This window comes from Streptomyces sp. NPDC048197 (assembly GCF_043202395.1).
Lineage (GTDB): Bacteria > Actinomycetota > Actinomycetes > Streptomycetales > Streptomycetaceae > Streptomyces > Streptomyces siderophoricus.
Map to the genome: position 1 here is coordinate 282,202 of NZ_JBIDAJ010000007.1, position 25,590 is coordinate 307,791.

Genomic DNA, 25,590 nt, shown 5'->3' on the forward strand with positions numbered 1-25,590 from the left:
TCATAGGGTCCCATACCTGCGGAGCAGGTCAGACCGGGGCGTCCGCGCCGCCCGTCATGATGGCCAGCACCTCCAGCGAGCGCGGCGGCGCATCGGGGTCCTCGCCGTCCGCCGTCGCCATGTGCACATGGGCCGCACGGGCCGCCTGTACTGCCTCGGCCCAGCCCTGGTGCGCCATGTAGGCGGCGACCGGGGCGTCCGCGCCGACCTGGTGCATGATCCGCAGCACCCTCAGGACGGCGGCGTCGACCAGCTGGGCCTCCTGGGCGTCCCGGAAGATCGTGCCGACGTACTTGTCGGCGGACCAGTTGTCCAGCCAGGTGTCCTCGACGAGCCGGTAGACGGCGTCGGTGACGTCCCCGTACCCAGGCCGTCCGGCCAGCCAGGTCTCCTGGTGGAAGGCGGGGTCGGAGAGCATGTGCAGCGCGGAGCGCACATTGCAGCGCCAGCGCCACCACGGCATGTCATTGAGTGGCATGCCGCCCATGGTGGTCGAGCGACGGCCGCGACGGGAAGACTTCTCCGAACCTTGCACAGCATTCGATCGTACGTTCCGTGCGAACGATCTCGCACGGCCCCCCGGAGTTCACCGCTACGTCACCATCCGTTGCCCTTTCGTCACTCGGGCGTTCCGGGCAGGACGGAAGGCTGCGGTGCCATGACCGGACGGCGACGCTCCTCCCCCCGCCCCTTGTTGCCCCACGCTCCCGCGGTCAAGATCGCCGCGGCGGTGACATGTACGGCGGCCCTCGCGTCGCTGCTCTCCGGTTGCGGCTCCCTCCCCGGAGCGGGGAATTCCGGGGAGCGGGAGCCGGTCACGGTCATGACCTGGGCACCGGAGGACACCCGGGCGACCAATATGCCGGGAATGCCGGCCATGGCCCAGGCGTACGCCCGCTCGGTCAACGCGCGCGGCGGCATCCGGGGCCACCGGCTGCGGGTGCTGACCTGCAACGAGCGCAACGACTCGGTGGCCGCCGCGCAGTGCGCCCAACGGGCGGTGGACGAGGGCGCGGTCGCCGTCGTCGGTTCCTACAGCCAGTTCGGCCGCTCGTTCATGTCCCCCCTGGAGGTCAAGGGCATCCCGTTCATCGGGGGCTACGGCGCCTCCGACGAGGAGTTCCAGAGCCCGCTGTCGTACCCGGTGAACGGCGGCCAGGCGTCCCTGCTCGCCGGCAACGGCCGCCAGCTGGCGGCCGACTGCAGGCGCGTCGCGCTGGTCCGCCCGGACACCATCCAGGGCGACCAGATGCCGTCCCTGCTCGACTCCGGCCTGCAGAGCGGCAGCCGGCACCCCGCCAAGGACATCAAAGCGCCCGAGGACGGCACCGACTACTCGCCCCAGGTGACCCAGGCCCTGCGCCAAGTGGGCGCGGATCCGGCCGTCTACGGAACGGCCGAGGCCGGCGGCAAGGCCCCCGGCGCGTGCGTGGCCGCGTCGCTCGGCGACCACACGGACGCGTTCTTCGACGCCTTCCGGCGGCTCCAGGAGGACAGCCCCAAGGTGCGGGTCGCGTCCGTCCTCGGCAGCGTCGGCCAGGCGCTGGTGAACCGCTCCGGCGGCACGTCGGGCCCGCTGGAGGGCGCGGACATCACCGGCTGGTACCCGGTGGCCGGCGACCCCCGTTGGCGGCCGATGCGGAAGGTCATCACCGACTACGCCTTCGACGACAACCGCATCGACCCGGCCGACCAAGGGGTGCAGACCACCTGGATCGCCTACACGGTGCTGCACTCACTGATCGAGCAGCTCGACGACGCGGGCGTGACCGACATCACCGCACACGCCCTGCAGGCCACCCTCGACCGCGGCGAGCACGCCATCGACACCGGGGGCCTGACCCCGAAGCTGCGCTGGCGCGACGACGACATGATCGCCGTCCAGGACTTCCCGCGCATCGTGAACGGCATGGTGACGTACCAGGTGGTGCGGAACGGCGAACTGGTCTCCGCCCAGGACGGGTTCGTGAACGTCACCAGGACCTTGGAACGGCGTCGGACGGACGACTACTGAGCGCGCGCGTGCCGCCTGCCCTCGTAAGTGTTGATCGACCTCGCACGTACTACTGAGCGCGCACGTGCCACTGAGCACGCACGCGCATTGACGTCCGCGCGCACGCGCATTGACACCAGGAGCCGTCCCGCGCCGTCCGCCGGCTCAGAGCTGTTCCGGGCGGCGCTCCGTCAGGCCGTACTTCTGGGCGAGCGGGTTCCACAGCTGCGCCGCCTGCTTCTTGGCCTGCGTGGCCTGGCTGCTGGCCGCGTTGCCCTGGACGGCTTGCCTGGTGCCGCGGGCCCGCCCCTTGTGGCAGCCCTTCTTGCCGCCCAGCTGGCCGGCCCAGGCCGCGTAGTGGTTGTCCGCGGCGGCCGAGGACTGCCACGCCTTGGTCAGCGCCGCGGTCAGCCGGTCGTGGTCCGGGATCTTGTCGACCGGCAGCTGCTGCAGCCGCTTGACCAGGTCGTTGCGCTGTCCGGCCGCGGCCCGCAGGTCCTTCGCCGCGTTGCCGAGGTTGCTGCACGACTTGATGTTGTTGACGGCACCGATCACGGAGGACCGGCTGTTGTTGCTGTCGCCCAACAGGGCGTCCAGGCCCTTCGCCTGGGCCTCGGCGGGGTCCGCGGTGGCCTTCGGCGCCTCCGACTCCTTGGCCGCCTTGGTGCTGCCGCCGCCGGAGCCCTGCTTCTTCGCCGTGTCGTCGCTGCTGCCGCCGCTCAGCGCCCAGCCGACACCGAGGCCGGCGCCCGCGAGCGCCACGATGACGATGCCCACGATCGCCATCGGGGCCAGCCGCCGGCGCCGTCCGCCGCCGTCCTCGTCGTACCCGCCCTGCGGGTCGTACGGGCCCTGCTGGTCGTAGCCGCCGGACGGGAACTGCTGGCCGTATCCCTGGCCGCCCTGGCCGCCGTACGGGGGCCGGCCCGGGTCCTCGAACCGGGGCAGCTGCGCGGTGGCGTCCGGCGCACCCGCCGGGGCCGCCGCCGGCCCGTCACGGAACAGGCCGTCGAACTCGGCGGGGGTGGGGCGGTCGCCGGGCGCGCCCGGACGGACACCGAACGGCGCGCCAGGAGGCGGGGTGGGCACACCGGCGCCCACCGGGGGAATGAGCTGGGTGGCCTCGGAGTCGCTCCCGCCGCCGGCACCGGGCATCGCGGCACCGGGCATCGGCTGGCCCTGGCCCTGCGGCCTGCCCTGCCCCGGCTTCACGGCCCGGAGCATCGTCGTGGACTCGTCGGGGCTCTCCGGGCGGGACGCCGCCTCAGGAGGCAGCGGGGCGGCGCCACCGGGGCCGCCGGACCGGGCGTCGAACGGCGGGATCACCGTGGTGGCCTCGGCGTCGCCCGTGGCGGGCGGGAGCGGCGCACCGGCCTGCCGGGTGGCCCGCACCAGCTCACCGGAGGACATCGGGAGCTGCCCGGGCTGCTCCTGGGGCTGGCCCTGCTGCGGGGGCTGCTGCCCGTAAGGCTGCTGGTCGTACGGCTGCGGGGCGGGCGGCTGGCCGGGCGCCTGCTGCGGCGGCAGCTGCGGGGCGGGCGCCTGCGGCGGCATCGACGGCGGCATGGGCGGCACCGGGGGCTGGCCCTGGGCCGACGGAAAGCCCTGCCCGCCGGGCTGCTGGGGCGGCAGGGGAGCCTGCGGTGCCTGTGCGCCCGGAGCCTGCGCCCCCTGAGCCGGTGCACCCGGAACCGGTGCCCCGGCATCCTGCGCCGGCGGATATCCGTAGCCCTGTGACGGCGCCTGGCCGTAGTTCTGCCCCGGCCCCTGGCCGAAGCTCTGGCCCGAGCCCTGGCTGTAGTTCTGTCCGGGGAGCTGGCCGTAGTTCTGTCCTGCTCCCGGCTCCTGTCCGTAGTTCTGCCCCTGGACAGGTGCCTGCCCGTACGGCTGCTGGGGGGCGGGAGCGCTCTGCGGTGCGGGCGCGGCCTGCTGGCCGGGACCCCAGGGCTGGCCCCAGGGTTGCCCCGCCGACGGAGCGGCCTGCTGGTCGGGGATGTACGGCTCACCGTTAGCGGGCAGCACAATGCCCTCTCGCGCGGGACCGGCCGCAGAATTCTGCGGGTCGTGACCCTGTCCGCTCTGCGTCACCGTGACTCCTACCAACGTGCAGACCTACGGAATCGTCGGCTGCACGCTACCGGGTCGCAGCAACGTTCGACCACGTCCCCTGGTCACCACCCCCTTCCGCCCCCGCCGCGCCCCGGACGGGACGGGGCGCGTAACGGACGGGAACGGGGCGCACACCGGGCGGGCCGTGATCGACGGCCCGCCCGGTGCCCTACGAGAAACCGGCGACCACTACGGCGACGCACCTGGCGATGCACTTGGCGATGCGCCTGGCCACAAATCTGACGACAAACCCGACTCCGTCCGACAAAGCAGTCTCCGTGCTGTAGTGGACGCGCCCCGAGCGTGGATCACGCCGCCGCGGCCCGTAGTTCCAGCCGTGCACTGAATTCCCTTACAACCGGTTCGTCCCGATACGGCTCCAAGCGCAGCTGGAAGTCCTCCAGATACTCGGCGCCCCGGTCCGACCGCAGCCCGCTCAGCAGCTCCACCGCCTGCGTGCCCGTATGGCAGGCCTGCTCGACCTCGCGCTGCTGTGCCTGCGCGCCGGCCAGCAGCAGCAGACCGATGGCGCGGCGCCGCGCCCGGCCCTCCGGATGCCCGTTGAGCGCCTCCGACGCCCGTTGGGCGGCCGGGCCGGGCTGCCCCAAGTCCCGGTGGCAGTGCGCGAGTTCGTCGGCCAGATAGGCCGGGTCGAAGTGGGCGATCCACACCGGGTCGTCGCCCGCTTCGGTGGCCGCGCCGGCACGTTCCATCGCGGCGAGCGCCCGCCCGGCCACCGCCTGGAAGGCCCGGCCGTCGCCCATCAGGGCGTGCCCGCGCGCCTCCGCCGCGAAGAACATCGCCTCGGTGCGCGGGGTGACGTGCCCGCGGGCGCCTTCCTGGGCGGCGCGGGCGAGTTGGGCGATCTCCCGTGGATTGCCGAGCGAGGCGGCGAGGTGGCTCATGCTCGCGGCGAGCACATAGCCGCCGTAGCCCCGGTCGCCGGCCGCCTGGGCCAGCCGCAGCGCCTGGATGTAGTAGCGCTGCGCCAGGCCGGGTTGACCGGTGTCGACGGCCATGTAGCCGCCCAGTTCCGTCAAACGCGCCACGGCGGCGAAGAGTTCCCGCCCGACGGACTCCCGGTACGAACCGGCGAGCAGCCCTGACACCACGCTGTTGAGGTAGTGCACCACCACGGGCCGTACGTGCCCGGCGCCGAAACGGTGGTCGAGTTCGCTGAGCGCCGTGGTCATGGCCCGTACCGCCTCGACGTCCGACACCCCGACCCGGGCCCCGGCGTTCCGTGCGACCTGACTGTCGGCACCGGTGATGAGCCAGTCACGGCTCGGCTCCACCAGGGCCGAGGCCGCCACCGTGGAGCCACTGAGGAAGTCACGGCGCCCGACGTCGCTGCGCCACAGCTCACAGACCTGCTCGATCGCCCCGAGGACGGTCGGCGAGAACTGCAGCCCCACCCCGGACGCGAGGTTCTTGCCGTCGGCCATCCCGATCTCGTCGATGGTGACCGTGCGCCCCAGTTTGCGGCCCAGTGCCTCCGCGATGACGGCCGGGGCACGGCCCCGCGGCTGCTGTCCGCGCAGCCAGCGGGCCACCGAGGTCTTGTCGTAGCGCAGGTCGAGGCCGTGTTCCGCCCCGCACATGTTGACGCGGCGGGCGAGCCCCGCGTTGGAGCACCCGGCTTCCTGAATAAGCGCCTGCAGCCGTTCGTTGGGCTGCCGCGCGACGAGTGGCCTGGCGGCCATGCTTGTACCCCCTGGTTTGCTGCGCGTTCACCGTGGAACGCCGTTCCCCGGGATCGCTTCCCCACGGATATCCCGGATATCCGAGAGATCCGGGATACGCGCGATAGGAAGGATCTGAGCGATACACGCTTTGCAGGTGGATGCCGGATGCTGTGCGGTTTGCACGCTATCCGGAGCACTTGCGTGCGAAGCGCGGTTTCACGAGACGTGCTTCGAAATCGTGCACGAAGCCGGTTTCCGAAGGCCTTTCCCGAAGACCGTTCCGGGATCACGAGCCTCGGCCACGGGATTCGGTCACGCTTGTCCGGTCACGAAGTCGGTTCACGAGACGTGTGCTGCTGGTGGGGAATGGCGCGGCGGTGCCCGTGCACTGGTAACGGCGCCGCCGTGCAGGGCTCCCCTGGTGCACCGCGGCCTGCCGTCGGGCGGCCTCTCCGCCCGTCGCACAGGTGGCTACCCAGCCACCGGGCCCGGTCCGCATACGCGCCCCCACCGGTGCACCCATGCGCCCCACGTGCAAGAACGATGCGCCGGGCAGGTCATCCATTTGGCCGTAACCCTTGGTGACAGGGGCAGTTGTCTTCTGCGTGGAAGAGACCATCGGAGTCACAGGAGCCCCGCAGATCCCCAAGCAGCGCGGCGAGCAGCTGCTCGAAACTGCGGTGCGTTACGCGGAAGAACGCCACTGGGACGTGTTCCCCGGCGCATGGCTGGAGCACGACGGTGAGACGCCGCGCTGCTCGTGCGACGCCGATGACTGCGCCCTGCCCGGTGCGCACCCGATGGCGCCCGGCTGGGCAGGCCTGGCATCGGGCAGCGCGACCGCCGTCCGCCGTATGTGGAGCAAGCAGCCCCGGGCGTCGATCCTCCTGCCGACGGGGCGGACCTTCGAGGTACTCGACGTGCCCGAGACCGCGGGCTGTCTGGCGCTGGCCCGTATGGAGCGCATGGGGCTGACGCTCGGGCCGGTCACCCGCACCCCGGACCGCCGGATGCTCTTCCTCGTCCTCCCCGGCGCCGCGGCGAAGGTCCCTGACCTCGTACGGGGCCTGGGCTGGGCCCCGGCCGTGCTCGACCTGATCTGCCGGGGCGAGGGCGAGTACATCGCCGCCCCGCCGACCCGGGTGGGGGCGCACGGGCTCGTGCAGTGGGCGCGCCGCCCCACCGCCACCAACCGCTGGCTGCCGGACGCGGAGGAACTGATCAGCCCCCTGGCGTACGCCTGCGCACGGGACGCGGTGGCGGCCCGGGGGCGGTGAACTACGGGGGCTGAACTACGGGGACGGTGAACCGTGGAGGTGGCGAACTACGGGGCGATGCACCGTGAGGGCGTCGAAACAGGGGGGCTGCGAACCAGGGGACCGTGAGGGCGGCGAGCCAGCAGGCCGCGAACCAGGGGGACCGTGAACCGTGGGGGCGGGTCGTCGCCCCCGGTCGGCGTCCCGCACGGCCGGTCGTTGCCCGGCACGCCCTCCGCCCGCCGGCTTGTCAGTGGCCGCTCGTATCGTGGGACGCGGACGGGGGTCAAGGCGGCTCCTGCGGGGACGTCGGAGGGCAGGACCGGTGGGCAACGAGCCGGAACACAACGAGGTGCGGGCCGGTGTGGCGCCGCCCGAGCAGACATCGGCCACTTCTCCGGGCGGGCCGTCCGCGGCCCCGAGCACCATGGACGGGGCGCCCGCCGTCCGTATCCAGGGCCTGTGGAAGAAGTTCGGCGAGCAGATCGCCGTCCACGGCATCGACCTGACCCTCCCCGCGGGCCGCTTCATCGGGCTGGTCGGCCCCAATGGCGCGGGCAAGACCACCACCCTCTCCATGGTGACCGGTCTGCTGCGGCCGGACTCGGGCGTGGTGGAGATCGGCGGGCACGACGTCTGGGGTGACCCGGTCGCCGTCAAGTCCCGGATCGGCGTACTGCCCGAGGGGCTGCGGCTCTTCGAGCGCCTCTCCGGACGCGAACTCCTCGCCTACATGGGCCGGTTGCGGGGGCTGCCGGGCGACGAGGTCGACAAGCGGGCCGGCCAGCTGCTGGACGTCCTCGATCTCGCCGGCTCCCAGCACAAGCTGGTCGTGGACTACTCCACCGGTATGCGCAAGAAGATCGGCCTCGCCGCGGCCCTGCTGCACAACCCGGAGATCCTCTTCCTCGACGAGCCCTTCGAGGGCGTCGACCCGGTCTCCGCGCAGACCATCCGCGGCGTACTGGAGCGCTACACCACCTCCGGTGCGACCGTGATCTTCTCCAGCCATGTGATGGAGCTGGTCGAGTCACTGTGCGACTGGGTAGCGGTGTTGGCCGGCGGACGGATCCGCGCGGACGGCCCGCTCGCCGAGGTCCGCGGCGCCGCACCCACCCTGCAGGACGCCTTCCTCGAACTGGTCGGCGCCAACGACCGCAGCGCCGGGCAGAGCCTGGACTGGCTGGGCGGTGGCGGCGCCCGATGAGCACCGATTCCGCCGCGGCGGCGTCACGCCCGGCCGCCGCATCACCGAACCTCACCGCCGTCTTCGTACGGCTGAAACTGACCCTGCTGCGCAACGGCCTCCGCCAGTCGGCCGGGCGCACCGTCGCGTACGTCAGCTCGATCCTCGTCGGCCTGCTGTTCGCGGCCGGCGCGGTGCTGGGGCTGATCGCGCTGCGCGGCAACGTCCATGTCGGCGCGCTGGCCGTGCTGTTGACCGGGATCCTCACGCTCGGCTGGGCGGTGATGCCGCTGTTCTTCCCGACGGGCGACGAGACGCTGGACCCGACCCGCCTGGTGATGCTGCCCCTGCGGCCGCGCCCGCTGATCGGCTCCCTGTTGGTGACGTCCCTGATCGGCATCGGCCCGGTCGTCACCCTGGCGCTGGTGACCGGCGCGGTGGTGGCGCTGGCGGACGGGCCGGCCGCCGCCCTCGTCGGCGTCCTCGCGGTCGTCCTGGTGGTGCTGGTGTGCGTGGCGCTGGCCCGCGCGATCGCCACGGCGTCGGTGCGGCTGCTGACCAGCCGGCGCGGCCGCGATCTCGCCGTTCTGAGCGGCCTGTTCATCGCGCTCGGCGCCCAGGCCGTCAACATCGCCGCCCAGAAACTCGGCCGCCCGGACGGCCTCGCCGTCCTGGAACCGCTCGGGGACGTCCTGCGCTGGCTCCCGCCGGCCTCCGCGATCGGCGCGGTCGAGGCCACCGGCCAGGGCGACTACGGGCGCGCACTGGCCGGCATGGCCCTCACGGCGATAGCCCTGGCGCTCCTCCTCTTCTGGTGGCAGCGCTCGCTGACCGCCCTGATGACGTCCCCGGACTCCTCCACCCTCCAAGCGGTGGAGAAGGACAGCGCACGCCGGTCCGGCGGCGGTGAGGGCAGGCTCGGACGCCTGCTGCCGGGCGGCCGCACGGGTCCGGTCATGCTCCGTACGCTGCGCTACGCCTGGCGCGACCCCAAGTCGAAGATGTCCTGGGCGACCGCCCTCGGTGCCGGCCTGCTGGCCCCGGTCATCTCCTCGATCCAGGGCGGCGGCAGCATCTACACCGCGTTCTCGGCCCCGGCACTGCTCGGCATACAGATGTACAACCAGTTCGGCCAGGACACCTCGGCCTTCTGGATGGTCGCTTCCACGCTCGCCACCCCGCGCGACGCCTACCAGGAGCTGCGCGCCCGGGCGTTCACCCTCGCGCTGGTGGCCGTCCCGTACGTCACCCTCGTCTCGGTCGGCGCCGCCGCGTTCATCGGCCCGTGGTCCGACTTCCTGCAGGTGTACGGCCTTTCCCTGGCCCTGCTGGGCGCGCTGATCGGAACCGGCGCACTGACCTCGGTGATCTTCCCGTACTCGGTCCCCTCGGAGAGCAACAAGAACGTGGCCCCGGGCCAGGGTTCGATCGCCTGGTTCAGCCTCTTCGGCGGCTTCCTGGTAGGCGCCGTCCTGTGCGCGCCTCTCCTGGGCCTCACCATCTGGCTCCACCTCGCCGACCTCCACCACCTGCTGTGGATCCTGCTCCCCCTGGGCGTCCTCTACGGCACCGGCGCAGCAGAACTGGGCCTCCGCCTGGCGGCCCCACGCACCCTCAAGCGCCTGCCGGAGATCCTCGCGGCGGTGAGCAAGGGGTGAGGGAGGACTGAGGAGCGGGAGGGGTGAGGAGGGCTGAGGACGGGTGAGGAACGGCTGAGGGAGGGTCGGGGTGGGGTGGGCCGGGGCGGTCTCTTGGGCCGGTTTGCCTCCTGGCCGTTCGGGTTGACTGCTTGACCTTTTTGGTTGGGCGCCTGACGGCTTCGGCTGGGCTTTTGACCAATCCGGTCGGGCGCCTGGCCACTTCCGTCGGGCGCCTGACTGCTTCGGTCGGGGCCTGGCTGCTTCGGTCGGCTCCTGCTAGCCGCCTGACCACTTCGGCCCGGGCTTTTGGGGTGCTTTCGCTCGGGCGGGCTGACCGGACTGATCCGGTCTGGGTGGGCGTGCTGCCTGGTTGGGCTGCTTGGGGCTGTTGCCTTGGCTTTGCCGTTGCCTTAGCTGCGGGTGCCTGGCTGGGGGTGCCTGGCTGGGGGCTTGAAGTGGGCTGCTTTGGCCGCTGGTGGCTGGCTGGTGCTGCTTGAACTTGAGCTGCCTTGGCCGCCGGAGCCTGGCCGAGGCTGCTTGAACTGGCGCTGCTTAACCGGCTGCCTGGCGGACTGTGCCTGGTTGCAGCCCATTTACCTGTTGCGGGTCGTTGCCTGGTTGCGGCTCGTTGCCTCGCGCGTATCCCCCCACCCCCGAACCCACCCCCCGCCCCCTCCCCCGAAGGGGGAGAGGGGGGGCGGGGGCGGGGGAAGCCACCGGCGGCGCCTCGGGCGCGGCCAGCCTGCCGGCGTCGCCCCGCGGGCGAGGCCAAGCCACCAACGCCGCCCGCGGGCAAGCCAGCCCATCGGTGCCCCCGTTGCCTCCGGCAGCCCGTCGTGTTGCCGCTGCTTCGGGCAGCCGCCGCATTGCCGCTGCCTCTCAGGCAACCGCCGTGTTGCCGCTGCACGCGAGCCGCTGGCCGACCGAGGAAGAAGGAAGGCGGCCTTGGCTCAGCCTCTCCCCCGCTGAGCTGCCGCCACGTACGGAAATGTGCATGCTCGGGCGAGGCGGAGAGCCCAGCGCGTGAGGGTCGTTGGCGGGCTCGTTGGCAGGTGCTTGACAGCCTCGCCTACGGGGCGAGGCACGGCACTCAGAAGGCGGCGAGGCACGACGGCTGGGGCTGGTCGTGAAGTTATCCACAGGGTGCAGCGGGCGACGGGCGGGGGCGGTAGCTTCATGGCATCGACAGGAACGAGGGGGTGGGGGCGGTGCTGCGCGCCGGAGTTGTGCTGGCCATGGGCTGGTTGGCGGTGCTGTTCTGCGCCGGTGCGGTGCAGGCAGCGCCGGGCGGTGCCGACACCCCGACGCAGACTGCGTATCTCGCCGGGCAGTTGCGCAAGAACCCGGTCTTCATCAGCGACCAGATCCCGCGCGCGGTACCCCGGTCGACCGCGCCGGACTTCGCCGAGGAAGCCCGGCGGCTGGGCGTTCCGACGTACGTCATGGTCCTGCCGAACACCCACTACGGCTCCGAGGCGACCGGCCTGCTCGCCGGAGTCCATGACCGGCTGGGCCGCAAGGGCCTGTATGTGACGCTGAGCCCCACAGGTCTGGACGCGGTGCAGACGTACGGGGTGAGCCTCCCCGGCGCCGAGGACGCGAGCCGGGCGACGCTGTACGAGCTGCCGTACGACGCCACCCCGCGCGAGGTGTTCCGGCATTTCGTCGACGTGCTGGCCTCCGGCCATGCGCATCAGCGCGCCGAGGCGGCACACGCCAAATACGGCGGCTCGGTGGACGAGTTGCCTCTCCTGCACACCGACCAGACCGCCCGCGAGGACCAAAGCTTCGCGACCGGCCTCGCCGTCACCGGCATCCCACTGACGGCCCTGCTGCTCACCCTGTACGCCTTGCGGCGCCGCCGGATACGGCGCGCTGAGGCGGCAGGCGATCCCTTGCGCCCCGGCAGGCGGCCTGCCACCCCCACGAAGACGGCATTTGCGAAGCGAAGCCCGGCCGGGAGCAGGCCGAAGGGCCCACGGGCAAGCAAGACGGCAAGCAAGCCCGGAAGCAAGACGGGGAGTGAGAAGGGCGGCCCTGGAGGGAGCGCGTCCGGGCAAGGCGCGAAGACGAGGGGCGTCGGTGAGTCGGGCGGGCGGCGTACGGGGATGCTGCCGCTGGTGGCGGCGGCCGTAGTCCTGGGCGGCCTGGTCGCGTTCACCGCATCCCAGGTTTTCGACGACACCACCAGCGGGGATGGTTCGCGTCCCACCGCCGCCGATATGCGGGCGAGGATCGATCGGGTGGCCTCAGGACTGCGCCGTGACCCGTTGTACGTCGATCCCGAGAGCCCACCCGCGCTGGACGCCACCGAGCGCAGCCATCTGCACGCGAAGCTGCGGGCGCTGCGCACCCCGGTGATGATCGCCGCCGTCTCCAGCAATCCGGACGACGAGTCCGACGGTCAGAAGGACCTGCTGGCCAAGGCGCTGCACGACCGGTTGCACCGCAATGTCCTGATCGTGCTGGCCGAACCCTCGGACGGCGGGATCGAGGTCGTCAACTACGGCACCCGCGTGGACTCGACGTATCTGATGAACCGGCCGCACTACCTGGAATACCCCGAGTCCGCCGACCCGGCGCTCGGCCGTCGTCTCGATCAGTTGCTGACGTACCTCGGTAAGGCCCCGACCACCAAGTCGGACACCCCCCAGTCGGATCCCCTGGCCTACGACCCGCCGCCTGCGGTCGATCCGGTCAAGGAACAGGCGCTGCCTGGTCTGTTCACCGGGGACTTCCATCCCGGCCTGACGCTCGGCGTCTTCGCCGCGCTCCTGGTCACGGGGCTGGTGGCGGCCGGTTGCGGGACGATACGCGTGATCGTGACGGCCCGGCGCCGGCGTTACGGGGCCGGGGGCGGCTCAGGGGCCGCCCATGGCCCGCATGCTCCGGAACGGCCTTCATTGGGATGGCTGCGGCGGGCCGCCCGTCATGACCTCGACGCCCTCACCGCAGCGCTGGAACCGATGACCGTGCCGGAACCGACGGTCGGAGCGCGGGAACCGGTGTCTGCGCTACCGGCGGAGGCCCAGCGCCGGGCATGGGAGTGCCTGGACGCGGCCGCGTTGCTGATCGACGGGGACGCCGACGGCCGGATCGACGCGGATGCCACCCCGGCTGTCCTCGCCTGCGCCATCGTGCTGGCCCGCGCGGGCCGCACGGCGATCGACGAGCCGGCCGCGGCCCGCCACGTCTGCCACCGCAATCCGCTGCACGGCACCGCCCGTAAGCGCACAGAAATACGCCCGGGCGGCGGCAACCCTGGCGGCACCCCCGGCGGCATCCCCGGCGGCAGCGCTCGCAGCACCGCCGACGCGGCCGGCACTCGCGGCACCGGCGGCCCTGCCGGCACTCGCCACGCTGCCGGCAGGACCCGTGCCGGCAGCACGATGTGGTCGCTGCCGGTGTGCGAGGGATGCCGGGTGACGCCTGGGGCCGTGCTGCGGCTGCGTTCCCAGGAGCGCAACGGGCGCGGAGCGTACGTCCCGTATGCCACCCTGCCCGGACCGCTGGCCGCCCTCGCCGACGGTGCGGAAATAGATCAACTCACCCGCGATGTACGGGAGTACTTCGGTGTGCACTGACCCTGGCGACCCCGCCGGCGCGACCCGACGGCAGGACCGGACCGCCCAACGACGCGACGGGACCGCCCACCGACGCGGTCAGATCGCCCAACGCCGTAACTGGATCGTTCGGCGACGCGACCTGATAACTGAACGGCGCGCCCGGCCCGCTCACCACCCGGGCCAGGCCGACCAGCCGAGCCAGGCCGCCCAACCGGCCCAGGCCACCCAACGGGGCCAGGCCACACAGCTGGGCCAGACCGCCCAGCGGCGGGATCCGATCGGCCGACCGGACGCCACCCGGGACGCACGGCCAGGCACCACTGCTCCCCGGCCAGTCGCCCCGGCCGCGCTGCCAAGCCCCCAGGCCGCCCGCCGGATGTGGCCCGCGCTCTCGCTCACGCTCGTACTCGCGCTCGGGATATCAGCCGCCACCCTGTTGTGCGGTGCGGCCGCGCCCGCCATGGTTAAACCCACCATGACCAGGTCCACGGGAGCCACATCCACTGTGGCCGCGTCCGCTGCCGCGACCGGGCGGGAGGGGCTGGCCAGCCACAGTCCGGCCAGCCCGGCCACCCCGGCCAGCCCGGGGAAGAAGATCGCGGAGGCGCTGCGGGGTTCGCCCGTGTATGTGGATCCCTCGCTGGCGACGGCCGTTGATGCGGCGCAGAAGCGGGAGCTGGTCGCGCAGATCAAGGAGACCAAGCTGCCGATCCGCGTCGTGCTGGTGCCCCTGGTCGAGGGTGACAGTTGGGGCGGAAAGCCCGAGCAGCTCGCCGAGGTGGTGCACGACCGGATGGGCGGTGGCCCGTCCATCCTCATCACGCTCGGGGACCTGCCCGACGATATCGCCGCCCGGGAATGGCCCGAAGGCGCCCATCAGGCGATGCACGCCGCCGCGGCGGTCTTCTTCCAGGACGCCATGAAGGGTGCGGGGCTGGCCAAGCGCGTCTCCCGGGCGATCGGCATCATCAAGGCGGGCAACGGTGACAAGGTGTATGAGGAGGCCACGGCCAGCCTCAACACGTCGAAGCCCACGCCGTCGGGTGAGGCCGACGGGACGGGCAAGGACACTGCGTCCTCGCGTGCGGGGAGCGGCGGGTCTCCTCTCGTACGGCTACTGAGCCTGGTCGTCGGGCCGTTGTTGCTGCTGGCCGCGGCGGGAATGTTGTTGCGCCGGCGTTCGCGGCTGCGTGATCTCACGACGCCGTTCGCGCTGCCGCGCTCGGTCTTCGCCGCCGCCCGACAGGCCGACGAGGCTGGGCTGCGCGATCGGGCCAGCGAGGAGGTCGTGCGCCTGGGTGAGGAGGCACGCGCCGCGCAGGGCGATCCGGCGGCCGTCGAGCGGGCCCTCGATGCGTACGCCGCGGCCGGCACGGTCCTGGACCGTGCGCGCGGAGTCGTCGACCTGGCCGGGGTGTTCGCGCTGGTCGCCGAGGGTCAGGCGGCGTTGTCCAAGGCTCCGGCGGCCCTCCCGCTGTGCTTCTTCCACCCGCTGCACGGGCCTGCCGTGCGCCGCATACCCTGGCGGCCGCTGGGCCGTCGTGAGCAACTGCGGGTTGCCGCCTGCGAGACCTGCCTGCGCGCGGTACGGACCCGCCGCGCCCCCGAAGTGCTCACCGACCGTCGGGACGGCCGACCGGTCCCGTACTTCGAGATACCCGCCGAAGACAGCATCTGGGCGGCCACCGGGTATGGCTCGCTGCTGAGCGGGGACAGTGACTCCCTTACCGGCCGGGTTCAACGCGGTGACTTCACCCGCACGTTGGGCTGACCGATCCTTCGCGATTATCAAAGCAGGTGCGCGTCAGGACTACTTATCCGGCAAATAGGGAGAAAGCGCGGCTAACGTCGCGAATGCGTTACACCCACACTTCGACCACGATTCGACCGCAACTCAACCGCGCATAGGCCGTACAGAGAACACACCTTGACTTTTGCGGAAATTGACGCGAATCCACTGAAGTTGTTTGCGCGGGCCCTGCCAGAATCGTTTCGACAAGACTGGTGCATGGCCTTACGCTCCGCCGAAACAGCCGTTCGCACGCACTGGAATGGTGTGGGTGCGCGGGGGAGAACGTCTGCTGGGAGAGCGTTTTGCTGCACACGAAGACCGCTTGGCTGCGCGTAGCCGCGCCCGTCGCCGTACCGGCGCTGGCCCTGACCGCGTGCGGCGACAAGAAGGACACGTCCGCCACGCAGGACGGCAAGAAGAGCAATTCCGGCGCTGGCGCTCCCAAGACGAATAAGACGTCGGACCCGGCCGGCGACGGTGCGCGGAAGCCGGGCCAGGCCGGCATCGGACGGTTCAAGGAGGAGAGCGGGAATATCACCTACGAGGTCGTCGCGCAGAAGGTTCACGTGGGCACCGAGGCGGAGGCCAAGAAGCTGGTATCGGATCCGCAGGACGCCAAGGGGCTGGTGGCTGCGACCGCTTGGGTGAAGTTCACGAACAAGGGCGGCGGTGTCGTCAAGGAGATGCCCAAGGTGGGCAATGAGACCGAGCTCTACGGTGACGGCCGGCCCGGCGCCCTGTTGATAGGCGCCGCCGAGGACGGTCCCGGCTGTGAGGACACCTCGACATCGAGAACTGGAAGGCCGGGCAGAGCCACACGCTCTGCCAGACCTACATGCTCCCGAAGGGCACCAAGTCCGTGGAGGTCCACTGGGCGGGCGAGGGCCAGAGCGCCTCCCCCTTCATCTGGAGGTTCAGCAGCGCGCGTTGACGGACTCCTTGGCTACTTGGCTACTTGGCTACTTGGCCGACGATGGCGGTTTGTTGGCCGGTGGTTGATGGAGGCGGCGAGTCCTGGCTGCCGGCCGTCACGAGCGCCGAGGAGCGTTGACGGGCCTGACGCGTCCGAGGGGCACTGACGAGCCCTGACGCGCGTCCGAGGTCACTGCCACGACCGCAACAGTGCCGAGGAGCGCTGCCGAGCACCGACGAGTGCCGCGGAGCGCTGATGAGACCTGGCGAGTACCGAGGAGCGCTGACGAGGGTGGCGAGCGCTGCCGTCAGGGCCGGCGAACGGCTGGCGCTGTCCGTCGGCGACCAACCTCCTCTCCGGCAGTGTCCCGCCAGGCCGTCCGGCCTCCTCTCCGAACTCCCCCCTCCCCGCACGCGCCTGCGCCTGCGCATGCGCCACAACACGGCCCTGTTGCCAGAGGCCGTGGCACACCCCCGGCGCCCGCCGTCTGCCGTCTGCCGTCTGCCGTCTGCCGTCTGCCGTCTGCCGTCTGCCGTCTGCCGAGTGATCGTGGCGCATGTGTCGCCTCTTTGTGGGCGGGTGCACCCGTCCGGTTATGGCCGGGTGCACCTGCCCGTCGGTCGGTGTTTCTTGCGGCCGGGGCGGCGTCTTGCAGGCGGTCCCCGCTCAAGCCGGCAAAGTCGCCGCCTGGAGGAAGGGTTCGATGGCGGCGCACCAGGCGTCGGGTTTTTCCCAGGGGAGGAGGTGTCCGGCGTCGGGGATTTCGGCGTAGGCGCCGCGCGGCAGGACGCGGACCATCTCCTGGGCCTCGGCGCGGCCCAGTTCGGCGTCCAGGCCGCGTACGACGAGGGCCGGGCAGGTCACCTGGGCGAGCTCTTCCCAGTGGGCGTCATGAACCCAGGTCTCGCGGGCGGTGAGCATCTGGCGCCGGGAGAACACCGGGCGCCAGCCGTCAGCGCGCTCGGCCATCACCTCGGCGAAGAACTCGCCGCGGGCCGGGCGCGGCCGCTCCAGCGTCGGATCGTCCTCGCCGAACCACTTGCGGACGTCCGCGAGCGTGGCGAACGGAACCGGCCAGGAGCGGAACCACTCGGTCCACTCGTGCTGCGAAGCCGCGCCCAGCGCGGAGGCCCGCATATCGCAGATCACCAGCGCACTGACCAGATCCGGGCGCCGGGCCGCTAATTGCCACGCCGTCAGCGCTCCCATGGCATGCCCGACGAGAGCGACCGGAGCCAGGTCGAGTTGCTCGATGGCCGCGATGGCGTCCTGGACGTACGCCTCGCGGTCGTACGGCCCGTCGGCGGGCTTCTCGCTGCGGCCGTGGCCCCGCTGGTCCAGAGCGACCGGGCGGTGCCGGGCGCTCAGCCGGCGGGCGGTGTCCGCCCAGTGTGAGGCGCGGCCCATCAGACCATGGAGCAGCAGCACGCCGGGTCGCTGCTCGCCCCCTTCCAGCCCGCCGTCAATCTTGGGCGGGTCGGTGAATTCCCAGGCGGCGAGTCGTACGCCGTCGGCCCCTGTCACATCGATGCGCCGCACCATGTGCTCTGGCACCCCCAATCGTCCCTTGAGCAGCTCCACACTATCGAACCCCTATTCGAACGCACTGTTCCAGCGTCCAACACCCCTCGTTCGAGTGACCTCCCTCAAGGATTGGCCGCGCTCGTCACGGGGAGACATCTGCCGGGAGGCGGGCCCTACCGGGAAGGGGGCCCGTGGGGGAAGACCCTGAGAGCTCGGGGCTCCGGGTCTTGGGTGGGGGACATGGGGAGGCAGGGCCCCGGCTGCTCGCAGCGCCGGGGCCCTGACCGTCCCGCACTCAGTGGATGCATCCGAGCCCCCTCCCCGGCCAGGACAGGCCCTCGCAGGGCCATGCGTCAGGGTGACACGCAACCGGCCGAACCGCACGGATTCGCACAAGTCCGTTCAACGGGCAATCACTTGCCGAGCCCGCCGAACGGTGCATCAGCACAGCTCAGCGGGCTCGTGAAGGAAGTCGACGGCGGGGGAGGGAAGGAAAATTCGGGGAGTCGGGGAGTCGGGGGGCGGTGAGTCCGCGGAGTCAGGGAATCCGGGGAGTCCGGGGAGTCCGGGGAGAGTCTCGAGAAGGCGCGGGGGGAATTACGGGAGGGCCGGGCGCGCGCCCGGCCTGCGGAGAGCGCCGTGTCCTGCAAGATCGGGACGTGAGTTGAGGGTGCGGTGCTGCGCGGCGGGGAGGCGCTGGGAGGGACCGATCGGGCGCGCGTTGGGGGTGCGGCGCGCCCCGCCCTTGGACCCCCGCCGCCTTACAGGCCCGCCCAGACAGCCCACCCCAACGCCCCGGCCCCAACAACCCGCCAAAACAGTCAGCCCCGTCGGCCCGTCGAAACGATCCGCTGAACCGCCGCCCAGAAAGCACGCCGAACGGGACCGCCAAAGCAGCCCCCAAAGCAGCCCGCCGACACACCCACCAAAACGGTCCGCCGCAACGGCTACCGCAACAGTCGGAAGAGGTCCCCCCGAAGCAGTCGCTCGAAGGTCCCCCGAAACGGTCGGTCGGAGGTCCGCCGAATTGGTGTCAGCGCTTGGCGACGAAGACGTGGGAGGCGATGTCGGAGGTCAGTTCGGCGGCCTCGCCGCTGCTGCCGACCAGGACGCCCGCCGGCGACTCCGTCACGCTCACCACGGCGCCCGGCTGCACTCCCGCGCGGCGGAGCGTGTACATCAGCTGGGCGTCCGCCTGGATCGGCTCACCGATCCGGCGTACCACGGCCGTCTTGCCGTCCGCCCCGGCGTCCAGGTCCATCAGGCTCACCATGCCCGCGTCCAGGAACGGGTCGGCCTCGGCCTTCTCCCCCAGCTCCTCCAGGCCCGGGATGGGGTTGCCGTACGGCGACTCCGTCGGGTGCCGCAGCAGCTCCACGACGCGGCGCTCGACCGCCTCGCTCATCACATGCTCCCAGCGACACGCCTCGGCGTGCACCTGCTCCCATTCGAGCCCGATGACGTCGACGAGCAGGCACTCGGCGAGGCGGTGCTTGCGCATCACCCGGGTCGCCAGCCGCCGGCCCTCCTCCGTCAGCTCCAGGTGGCGGTCGCCGGCGACCGTCAGCAGCCCGTCGCGCTCCATGCGGGCGACCGTCTGGCTCACCGTCGGGCCGCTCTGTTCGAGCCGCTCCGCGATGCGGGCGCGCATGGGCACCACACCTTCCTCCTCCAGTTCGAGGATGGTGCGGAGATACATCTCCGTGGTGTCGATAAGTCCGGACATGCGTGCCCCTCGATGTGTGGTGCGGTGGCCCTGGACTCAATTCTGACGCATCCCACTGACATCGGTGCCCCCTCGTCCGCCCACCGGACCCTCACGGTGGTATGGCCCTGCCGTATTGACAGGGCACTGGTCCAGACCGCAACGTGATCCGCGCCACTGATCACGAGTGGGCGGGATGGGCGTAATGGTGAGGGAGGCTCGGGGGCTGTCCATACGGTCGCGGGGGCTGTCCGTACGGTGCCGGGCGGCCGTCCACAGGCCACCCGGCAACAGGCCACGGGCCGCGGGCAACAGGCCACGGCCGCGGCCACGGGTCGCCCCTAACAGCACGGCAGGCGGCACGGCGCAGCACCACCCCGCAAAGCACAGCACCACCCCGACCCGCGCCACACCGCACCAACAGCACGAGAACGCACATGAGACCCCCAGGAGAGGGAGGGCCCGCGGCAATGGCTGACAGCGACCGCAGTGACCGGCTGGCCGGGACGTACTTCGACGCCGCGATCGAGCTGCTGCGGCAGGTCCGCGACGAGGAGGGCGAGCGGATCACCGCGGCCGGGCGGCTGATCGCGGACACCGTAGTGGCGGGCGGCCGGGTCTTCTCGTTCGGCGCCGGGCACTCCTCGTTGCCCGCGCAGGACACGGTCTACCGTGCCGGCGGCCTGGCGATCATGAACCTGCTCTCCGTCCCGGGGGTCGTCGGCGTGGACGTACGACCGGCAACGCTCGGCAGCGCCCTGGAGCGCGTCGACGGGCTGGCGGCGGCCGTGTTGGACACCAGCCCGCTGAAGGCCGGTGACGTGCTGGTGATCATCTCGCTCTCGGGGCGCAATGCACTCCCCGTGGAGATGGCGATGAACGCCCGGGCCCTCGGCATCAAGGTCATCGGCGTGACGTCGGTGGCGTACGCGACGGCCACCAAGTCGCGGCACGCGTCGGGCGGCTTCCTCAAGGACCACTGCGACCTCGTGCTGGACAGCCGGATCCCGGTGGGTGACGCGGAACTGACGCTGCCGGGCATCGACGCGCCGTTCGCCCCGGCCTCGACGGTTGTTACCAGCGCGATCATGCAGGCCGTGGTGGCGACCGCGGCGGGCACGCTCGCCGAGCGGGGCATCGACCCGCCGTTGTTGCGCTCCGGCAATGTCGACGGCGGGCACGACTGGAACGCCCGGGTGATGGGCGACTACGCGGACCGGGTCTTCTACCGGACCTGACCGGATCTTCTACCGGACCTGAAACGAACGGGTACCGGACACCGAAGCCCGCAAGCCGGGCAGCAGAACCCTGGCCCGCAAGCCGGCCGGCACACCCCGGGCTCGCAGGCCGGTCGGCAGAACCCCGGCCCGAACCGAGCGGCAGCACCCGGACCTGAACCGATCAGCGGCCCCCTGCGCCCGAACCGGTCCCACCCGGTCTGGTCCCGCCGGTCCGGTCCGGTCAGCAGGATGACGCGCCTGCGAGGTCCAGTGCCGCGGCGATGCGGGCCGCGACCTCCTCCGCGTACTCGGCGTCGGCGCGGTCGAAGGGGCGGCGTGCGGGCGACCGCAGGAACGTCAGCACCCCCAGCGTCCGGCCGCGGCTGCGCAGCACCACGCACAGGCCGTGCACGGTGCCGTCCGGCCAGTGGCGGGCCGCCGCCCAGCTCTCGGGCGCGGCGGCGCCGGCGCTCGTACGGACCGAACCGCGCCGCTCGTACGCCTGGAGCGCCGGGTGGCCCGGGGCGTAGGGCACGGGAATGCCGGTCGCGGTGAGTGCCACGCAGGGCCCCGGGGAACCGGCCGGGGAGGCCAGCGTCCGCACCAGGCCGCACGGCGCCCCGGACCGCTCCCCTACGGGCTCCCTGCCCCCGACGCCCTCTCCTCCGGGCCCCCCGCCACCGACGCCCTCTCCCCCGGGCCCGTGCCCTTCGTCATGGCTCCGATGGCTCCCCTCGCCCCCAGGCCCGTGCCCCCCGCCATGCCCGTCGCGCGCGCCGTCCGCCTCGCAGCCGCCCCTGCTCTCGCACGCGCCCTCGGTCTCGCACCTTCCCCTCGTCTCGCCCGCGCCGTCCGTCTCGCACCTGCCCCGGGGCTCCCACGCGTCGTCGAGCTCGTACGTGTCGTCCGCGGTGACCGCCCCGTACGGGGCCGGGGCGGGCTTCGTGGCGAGGTCGACCAGGCCGTGGTCGGCGAAGCCCGCCAGGGCGAAGTCGAGGTGGACCGCGGCCGCCTCGGCCGGGTCCGGGCACTCCGCGGCCGCCCGGCCGGCGCGGTGCAGCTGGTGGGCCCGGAAGCGCAGCAGGGAGGCGTCCTGCTCGGCGCGTTTGGCGTCGGTGACGTCCTGGAAGAGCCAGGCGACGCCGAGCGGCACCGGCTCCTCCGCCAGCGGCGAGGCCAGCCGGACGAAACCGCTGCGCCAGCAGCGGCGCGGATGCTCGGCGTCCTCGGAACGCAGGGTGACCCAGAATTCGGCGACGGCCGGCGGCGCGCCCTCGCCCAGGACGTGCTGCAGGGCGCACTCCAGCTCCTCGGCGCCCTGGTCGAGCAGTTCGCCCAGCGGCCGCCCCAGCAGGGCGGTCCGGCCCACGCCCAGGGTGTGGGCGGCGTGGGCGTTGACGACCGCGGGCCGCAGATCGGCGTCGACCAGCACCACGCCCCACGACGCGTCCTCGAAGAGCGCCTCGCTCAGCGCGATGGAACGCTCCAGGTCGATCTGGACGTGCACCTCGCTGAAGGCGCAGTACGCGCCCGCGACCCGGCCGTCCGGGCCGCGCACCGCCGAGCACTGGGTGCGCACCAGCACCCGGTGGCCGTCCTTGGTCAGCAGGGCGAATTCGTGCACCTGGCGGCCCGGGGAGCGCATCGCGGCCGTGAGGGCGGCCTCGATGCCCTGCGCGTCCTCCTTGCGGACCGCCCAGCCGGCCAGGCCCGTACGGCCGACGGCCTCGGCGGTGGTCCAGCCCAGGATGCGCTCGGCCTCGTGGTTCCAGTGGGTGACCGTACGGTCGGCGGTGAAGGCGACCAGGGCGGCGTCCATACCGTCCAGGAGGGCGGCGAGGAGTCCGGAGTCGTCGGACTCCTCGGTGGCGCGGCGCGGCGGGACCGACGCACCGGACGAAAGACCGGAAGAAGCCGACGAAGCAGTCACTGGCACCCCTCACGAACCCGGCTGCACGTGCCTCACCTGGGCACATTCAACTGGACCGTGACCTGCAACACGCCCGTTTCCCGGAAATCGTTGTTCCCGGAAAAAAATCCGTTGTGCCGGGCGGGCCGGCTTCCTAATGTGTGGAGCACACGAGAAGGGAGGTGGTTCGGCAGATGATTTCGCACCGGACGCGTGAGGTGGCTGCGGGCTAGCGGCCCGACGCTTCACCGAAGTGCAGCGCCGGACCAGCGCATACTGCAGATGCGCAGCCGGCCAATCCCAAGCAGTCACCCGACCCGCGGGCTGCCGGTTCGTCCGACCGGCCCTCTGCGCCACCGAGCGCGGAGGAAGCAGCCCGCGGGTCGTCTGCGTTCCGCGCGGGGCCGGGCGGCGGCCGTCGACCCCGGCGGGAAACCGCCGGGCCCGTGCCGGAAGGCCGTGCCGGAAGGCGCACGTCAAGGACAGGGTCAGGGCGCCAGGCGCTCCACGCGCCAGATGATCTCGGCGGCCCCGGTTCCCGTCCCGGCGTCGGCCGCCTTCTCGCGTACGTAGCGGAGCCGGTCGTGCAGCCGGTTGTGCCGGCCCTGCCAGAACTCGATCGTTTCGGCCGCGACCCGGTAGCCGCCCCAGTGCGGCGGCGCGGGCACCTGCTCGCCCTCGGGGTAGCGGGCCGCCAATTCCTGGTAGGCCTGCTCCAGTTCGGTGCGCGAGGCGACCGGGGCGGACTGGTCGCTGGCCCAGGCGCCCAGCTGAGAGCCGTGCGGGCGGGTGCGGAAGTAGGCGGCGGTCTCATCGCGGCCGATGCGCTCGGCGGTACCGGTCACCACGACCTGGCGGGCGAGGGGATGCCAGGGGAACAGCAGCGACACATAGGGGTTTTCGGCCAGTTCGCGGCCTTTGCGGCTGCGGTAGTTCGTGAAGAAGACGAAGCCGCGGTCGTCGAAGCCCTTGAGCAGCACGGTCCGTGAGCTCGGCCGGCCGGCGGCGTCCGCGGTCGAGACGACCATGGCGTTGGGCTCGTGCAGACGGGCCACGGTCGCGTCCGTGAACCAGCGCGCGAATTGGTCGTACGGGCTGGCGGCGAGGTCGGACTCGGCGAGTCCCTCGGCGCGGTAGTGCGCCCGCATGGAGGAGGGATCGGGGATCTCGTGATGCGCGTCGGCTGGGTGCACGGCCTCATCTTGCAACATCGGCCGCGACGCGGTCAGCTGGGAGGGGCGGAAGTCTGCCCCCCGTCGACCAGCCGTAACCCTCCCGTCGGCAAATCGACCAGTGTGCCGGATCTCACGCTTCCCCGCAGGTGGGGGACCCGCCAAAATCATGGCCCGGCCCACTGTGGCCCCCGGACAGGGGGAGCTATCGTGTTCCGTCCGGACTGACGGGACGCAATCACACCTGACGGGACGCACCGCACCTCCGTACGCACGACACCGCGTCCGCCGGCCCGCGGCCCGACCCACCGCGGGCAGCACACCGCGTGACCCATGCCCTGGCGGGGCATCACCCGGGTGACCGGAACGGACCGCGAGCTGCCCGGCGCAGCCGCGTAACCGCTCCGGCACCGCACCAGACACGACCGCACGGCAGCCGGTCACGGACCGTATGCCGTCCCCATTTTGAGGAGCCGCCTGATGTCCGACTTCGTACCCGGACTCGAGGGAGTTGTCGCGTTCGAGACGGAGATCGCCGAACCGGATAAGGAAGGCGGCGCGCTCCGTTACCGCGGGGTCGACATCGAGGACCTCGTGGGACACGTGTCGTTCGGCAACGTCTGGGGGCTGCTGGTCGACGGCGCCTTCAACCCCGGGCTGCCGCCCGCCGAGCCGTTCCCGATCCCGGTGCACTCCGGTGACATCCGGGTGGACGTGCAGTCCGCCCTGGCGATGCTCGCCCCCGTATGGGGCCTGAAACCGCTGCTGGACATCGACGAGGCGACCGCCCGCGACAACCTCGCCCGGGCCGCGGTCATGGCGCTGTCGTACGTCGCCCAGTCGGCGCGCGGGCAGGGCCTGCCGATGGTGCCGCAGCGGGAGATCGACAAGGCCGAGACGGTCGTGGAGCGCTTCATGAAGCGCTGGCGCGGCGAGCCCGACCCCAAGCACGTCAAGGCCGTCGACGCGTACTGGACCTCGGCCGCCGAGCACGGCATGAACGCCTCCACGTTCACCGCCCGCGTCATCGCCTCGACCGGCGCGGACGTCGCGGCGGCACTGTCCGGCGCGGTCGGCGCGATGTCCGGCCCGCTGCACGGCGGCGCCCCGTCCCGCGTCCTCGGCATGATCGAGGAGATCGAGCGGACCGGTGACGCCGGCGCCTACGTCCGGCAGGCGCTGGACAAGGGCGAGCGGCTGATGGGCTTCGGCCACCGCGTCTACCGCGCGGAAGACCCGCGGGCGCGGGTGCTGCGCCGCACCGCGAAGGAACTGGCCGCCCCGCGCTTCGAGGTCGCCGAGGCGCTGGAGAAGGCCGCGCTGGAGGAGCTGCACAACCGGCGCCCGGACCGGGTGCTGGCCACCAACGTCGAGTTCTGGGCGGCGATCGTCCTGGACTTCGCGGAGGTCCCGGCGCACATGTTCACGTCGATGTTCACCTGCGCCCGTACGGCGGGGTGGAGCGCGCACATCCTGGAGCAGAAGCGGACGGGCCGACTGGTCCGGCCGTCGGCCCGGTATGTCGGGCCTGGGGCCCGTAGCCCTCGGGAGATCGACGGCTTCGAGGGCCTCGCGGCGCGCTGAGGCGCGTTGAGGCGCCCCCCGTACGTACCCGTCTGTCCCGCCGCGGGGTGCTTTGCGGAGCCGCCCACGTACCTGGCTGTCCCGCCGCGGGGCTTGGTCGCCGTTGCGCTTTGCGGCGCCCCCGCACGTACCCGTCTGCTGCACCGCGGGGCTCGCCGTTGCGCTTTGCGGCGCCCCGCACGTAGCTGGCCGTCCCGCCGCGGGGCTTGGTCGCCGTTGCGCCTGCGGCGGGCTGGTGGGCGTCGGGTGCGGTGACGGACCTCCGGGGCCGGTTGTGTGGACTGCTGACGCTTTACGTCCACACAACCGGCCCCTCCGGCCCGTCCCCTCCCGTTG

At 72.1% G+C, this 25,590-nt stretch carries 16 protein-coding genes; 9 read left to right on the plus strand and 7 right to left on the minus strand.

Going from position 1 to position 25,590, the window contains the following annotated elements; translation table 11 throughout:
* Nucleotides 1-28: 28 nt before the first annotated feature.
* On the minus strand, nucleotides 29-487 hold the full coding sequence (locus tag ACGF4C_RS13205) for a hypothetical protein (RefSeq protein WP_030812750.1): 459 nt from the start codon (nucleotides 485-487) through the stop codon (nucleotides 29-31).
* Nucleotides 488-658: 171 nt separating this feature from the next.
* Here ACGF4C_RS13205 and ACGF4C_RS13210 point away from each other — a divergent pair, with 171 nt between their 5' ends.
* Nucleotides 659-2,014 (plus strand): ABC transporter substrate-binding protein, encoded by a 1,356-nt coding sequence (locus ACGF4C_RS13210; RefSeq protein ID WP_393565843.1) that lies wholly within the window; start codon nucleotides 659-661, stop codon nucleotides 2,012-2,014.
* Nucleotides 2,015-2,158: 144 nt separating this feature from the next.
* On the opposite strand, the gene ACGF4C_RS13215 is transcribed toward ACGF4C_RS13210, so the two are convergent.
* Both ACGF4C_RS13215 and ACGF4C_RS13220 read right to left on the minus strand, forming a co-directional pair.
* Nucleotides 2,159-4,081: a hypothetical protein gene (locus tag ACGF4C_RS13215; protein WP_393565844.1), complete on the minus strand. Its 1,923-nt coding sequence runs from the start codon at nucleotides 4,079-4,081 to the stop codon at nucleotides 2,159-2,161.
* Between the two features lie 329 nt (nucleotides 4,082-4,410).
* Nucleotides 4,411-5,805, minus strand: a complete 1,395-nt coding sequence (locus ACGF4C_RS13220) for a transcriptional regulator (protein ID WP_393565846.1) — start codon at nucleotides 5,803-5,805, stop codon at nucleotides 4,411-4,413.
* A gap of 587 nt (nucleotides 5,806-6,392) precedes the next feature.
* Between ACGF4C_RS13220 and ACGF4C_RS13225 the strand changes: the two genes are divergently transcribed.
* From ACGF4C_RS13225 to ACGF4C_RS13250, 6 genes are all read left to right on the plus strand, one after another.
* Nucleotides 6,393-7,064: a bifunctional DNA primase/polymerase gene (locus ACGF4C_RS13225; protein WP_393565848.1), complete on the plus strand. Its 672-nt coding sequence runs from the start codon at nucleotides 6,393-6,395 to the stop codon at nucleotides 7,062-7,064.
* A 406-nt stretch (nucleotides 7,065-7,470) separates the two neighbouring features.
* Complete coding sequence (locus ACGF4C_RS13230) at nucleotides 7,471-8,250, plus strand: ABC transporter ATP-binding protein (RefSeq protein ID WP_393565892.1); 780 nt, start codon at nucleotides 7,471-7,473, stop codon at nucleotides 8,248-8,250.
* On the plus strand, nucleotides 8,247-9,887 hold the full coding sequence (locus ACGF4C_RS13235; RefSeq protein ID WP_393565850.1) for a transporter: 1,641 nt from the start codon (nucleotides 8,247-8,249) through the stop codon (nucleotides 9,885-9,887). Before ACGF4C_RS13230 ends, ACGF4C_RS13235 begins: the two co-directional genes overlap by 4 nt.
* A 1,181-nt stretch (nucleotides 9,888-11,068) precedes the next feature.
* Complete coding sequence (locus tag ACGF4C_RS13240) at nucleotides 11,069-13,453, plus strand: hypothetical protein (RefSeq protein WP_393565851.1); 2,385 nt, start codon at nucleotides 11,069-11,071, stop codon at nucleotides 13,451-13,453.
* A 457-nt stretch (nucleotides 13,454-13,910) separates the two neighbouring features.
* Nucleotides 13,911-15,206 (plus strand): hypothetical protein, encoded by a 1,296-nt coding sequence (locus tag ACGF4C_RS13245; protein ID WP_393565853.1) that lies wholly within the window; start codon nucleotides 13,911-13,913, stop codon nucleotides 15,204-15,206.
* Between the two features lie 323 nt (nucleotides 15,207-15,529).
* Entirely contained in the window at nucleotides 15,530-16,306 is a 777-nt protein-coding gene (locus ACGF4C_RS13250) for a hypothetical protein (RefSeq protein ID WP_393565855.1), read from the plus strand.
* A gap of 500 nt (nucleotides 16,307-16,806) precedes the next feature.
* Here the strand turns inward: ACGF4C_RS13250 and ACGF4C_RS13255 are convergent, their stop codons facing one another.
* A complete protein-coding gene (locus ACGF4C_RS13255; RefSeq protein ID WP_030415690.1) occupies nucleotides 16,807-17,682 on the minus strand; it encodes an alpha/beta fold hydrolase in 876 nt (291 codons plus the stop codon).
* 1,015 nt (nucleotides 17,683-18,697) lie between these two features.
* The gene (locus ACGF4C_RS13260; RefSeq protein WP_030415691.1) at nucleotides 18,698-19,390 is read right to left on the minus strand and encodes a metal-dependent transcriptional regulator; all 693 of its coding nucleotides are present in this window, start codon (nucleotides 19,388-19,390) and stop codon (nucleotides 18,698-18,700) included.
* Nucleotides 19,391-19,839: 449 nt separating this feature from the next.
* Here ACGF4C_RS13260 and ACGF4C_RS13265 point away from each other — a divergent pair, with 449 nt between their 5' ends.
* Entirely contained in the window at nucleotides 19,840-20,607 is a 768-nt protein-coding gene (locus ACGF4C_RS13265; RefSeq protein WP_393565857.1) for an SIS domain-containing protein, read from the plus strand.
* 223 nt (nucleotides 20,608-20,830) lie between these two features.
* Here the strand turns inward: ACGF4C_RS13265 and ACGF4C_RS13270 are convergent, their stop codons facing one another.
* Both ACGF4C_RS13270 and pdxH read right to left on the minus strand, forming a co-directional pair.
* On the minus strand, nucleotides 20,831-22,417 hold the full coding sequence (locus ACGF4C_RS13270) for a PAS domain-containing protein (protein ID WP_393565893.1): 1,587 nt from the start codon (nucleotides 22,415-22,417) through the stop codon (nucleotides 20,831-20,833).
* A 569-nt stretch (nucleotides 22,418-22,986) separates the two neighbouring features.
* Nucleotides 22,987-23,709, minus strand: a complete 723-nt coding sequence (gene pdxH, locus ACGF4C_RS13275) for a pyridoxamine 5'-phosphate oxidase (protein ID WP_030415694.1) — start codon at nucleotides 23,707-23,709, stop codon at nucleotides 22,987-22,989.
* 441 nt (nucleotides 23,710-24,150) lie between these two features.
* Between pdxH and ACGF4C_RS13280 the strand changes: the two genes are divergently transcribed.
* Complete coding sequence (locus ACGF4C_RS13280) at nucleotides 24,151-25,254, plus strand: citrate synthase 2 (RefSeq protein ID WP_030415695.1); 1,104 nt, start codon at nucleotides 24,151-24,153, stop codon at nucleotides 25,252-25,254.
* Nucleotides 25,255-25,590: the final 336 nt, after the last annotated feature.

What these genes read in the sequence shown, in the direction of transcription:
- ACGF4C_RS13205 (WP_030812750.1), bottom strand. Translation starts at nt 487, where the DNA reads ATGGGCGGCATGCCACTCAATGACATGCCGTGGTGGCGCTGGCGCTGC.
- ACGF4C_RS13210 (WP_393565843.1), top strand. Translation starts at nt 659, where the DNA reads ATGACCGGACGGCGACGCTCCTCCCCCCGCCCCTTGTTGCCCCACGCT.
- ACGF4C_RS13220 (WP_393565846.1), bottom strand. Translation starts at nt 5,805, where the DNA reads ATGGCCGCCAGGCCACTCGTCGCGCGGCAGCCCAACGAACGGCTGCAG.
- ACGF4C_RS13230 (WP_393565892.1), top strand. Translation starts at nt 7,471, where the DNA reads ATGGACGGGGCGCCCGCCGTCCGTATCCAGGGCCTGTGGAAGAAGTTC.
- ACGF4C_RS13235 (WP_393565850.1), top strand. Translation starts at nt 8,247, where the DNA reads ATGAGCACCGATTCCGCCGCGGCGGCGTCACGCCCGGCCGCCGCATCA.
- ACGF4C_RS13245 (WP_393565853.1), top strand. Translation starts at nt 13,911, where the DNA reads ATGACCAGGTCCACGGGAGCCACATCCACTGTGGCCGCGTCCGCTGCC.
- ACGF4C_RS13255 (WP_030415690.1), bottom strand. Translation starts at nt 17,682, where the DNA reads ATGGTGCGGCGCATCGATGTGACAGGGGCCGACGGCGTACGACTCGCC.
- ACGF4C_RS13260 (WP_030415691.1), bottom strand. Translation starts at nt 19,390, where the DNA reads ATGTCCGGACTTATCGACACCACGGAGATGTATCTCCGCACCATCCTC.
- ACGF4C_RS13265 (WP_393565857.1), top strand. Translation starts at nt 19,840, where the DNA reads ATGGCTGACAGCGACCGCAGTGACCGGCTGGCCGGGACGTACTTCGAC.
- pdxH (WP_030415694.1), bottom strand. Translation starts at nt 23,709, where the DNA reads ATGTTGCAAGATGAGGCCGTGCACCCAGCCGACGCGCATCACGAGATC.
- ACGF4C_RS13280 (WP_030415695.1), top strand. Translation starts at nt 24,151, where the DNA reads ATGTCCGACTTCGTACCCGGACTCGAGGGAGTTGTCGCGTTCGAGACG.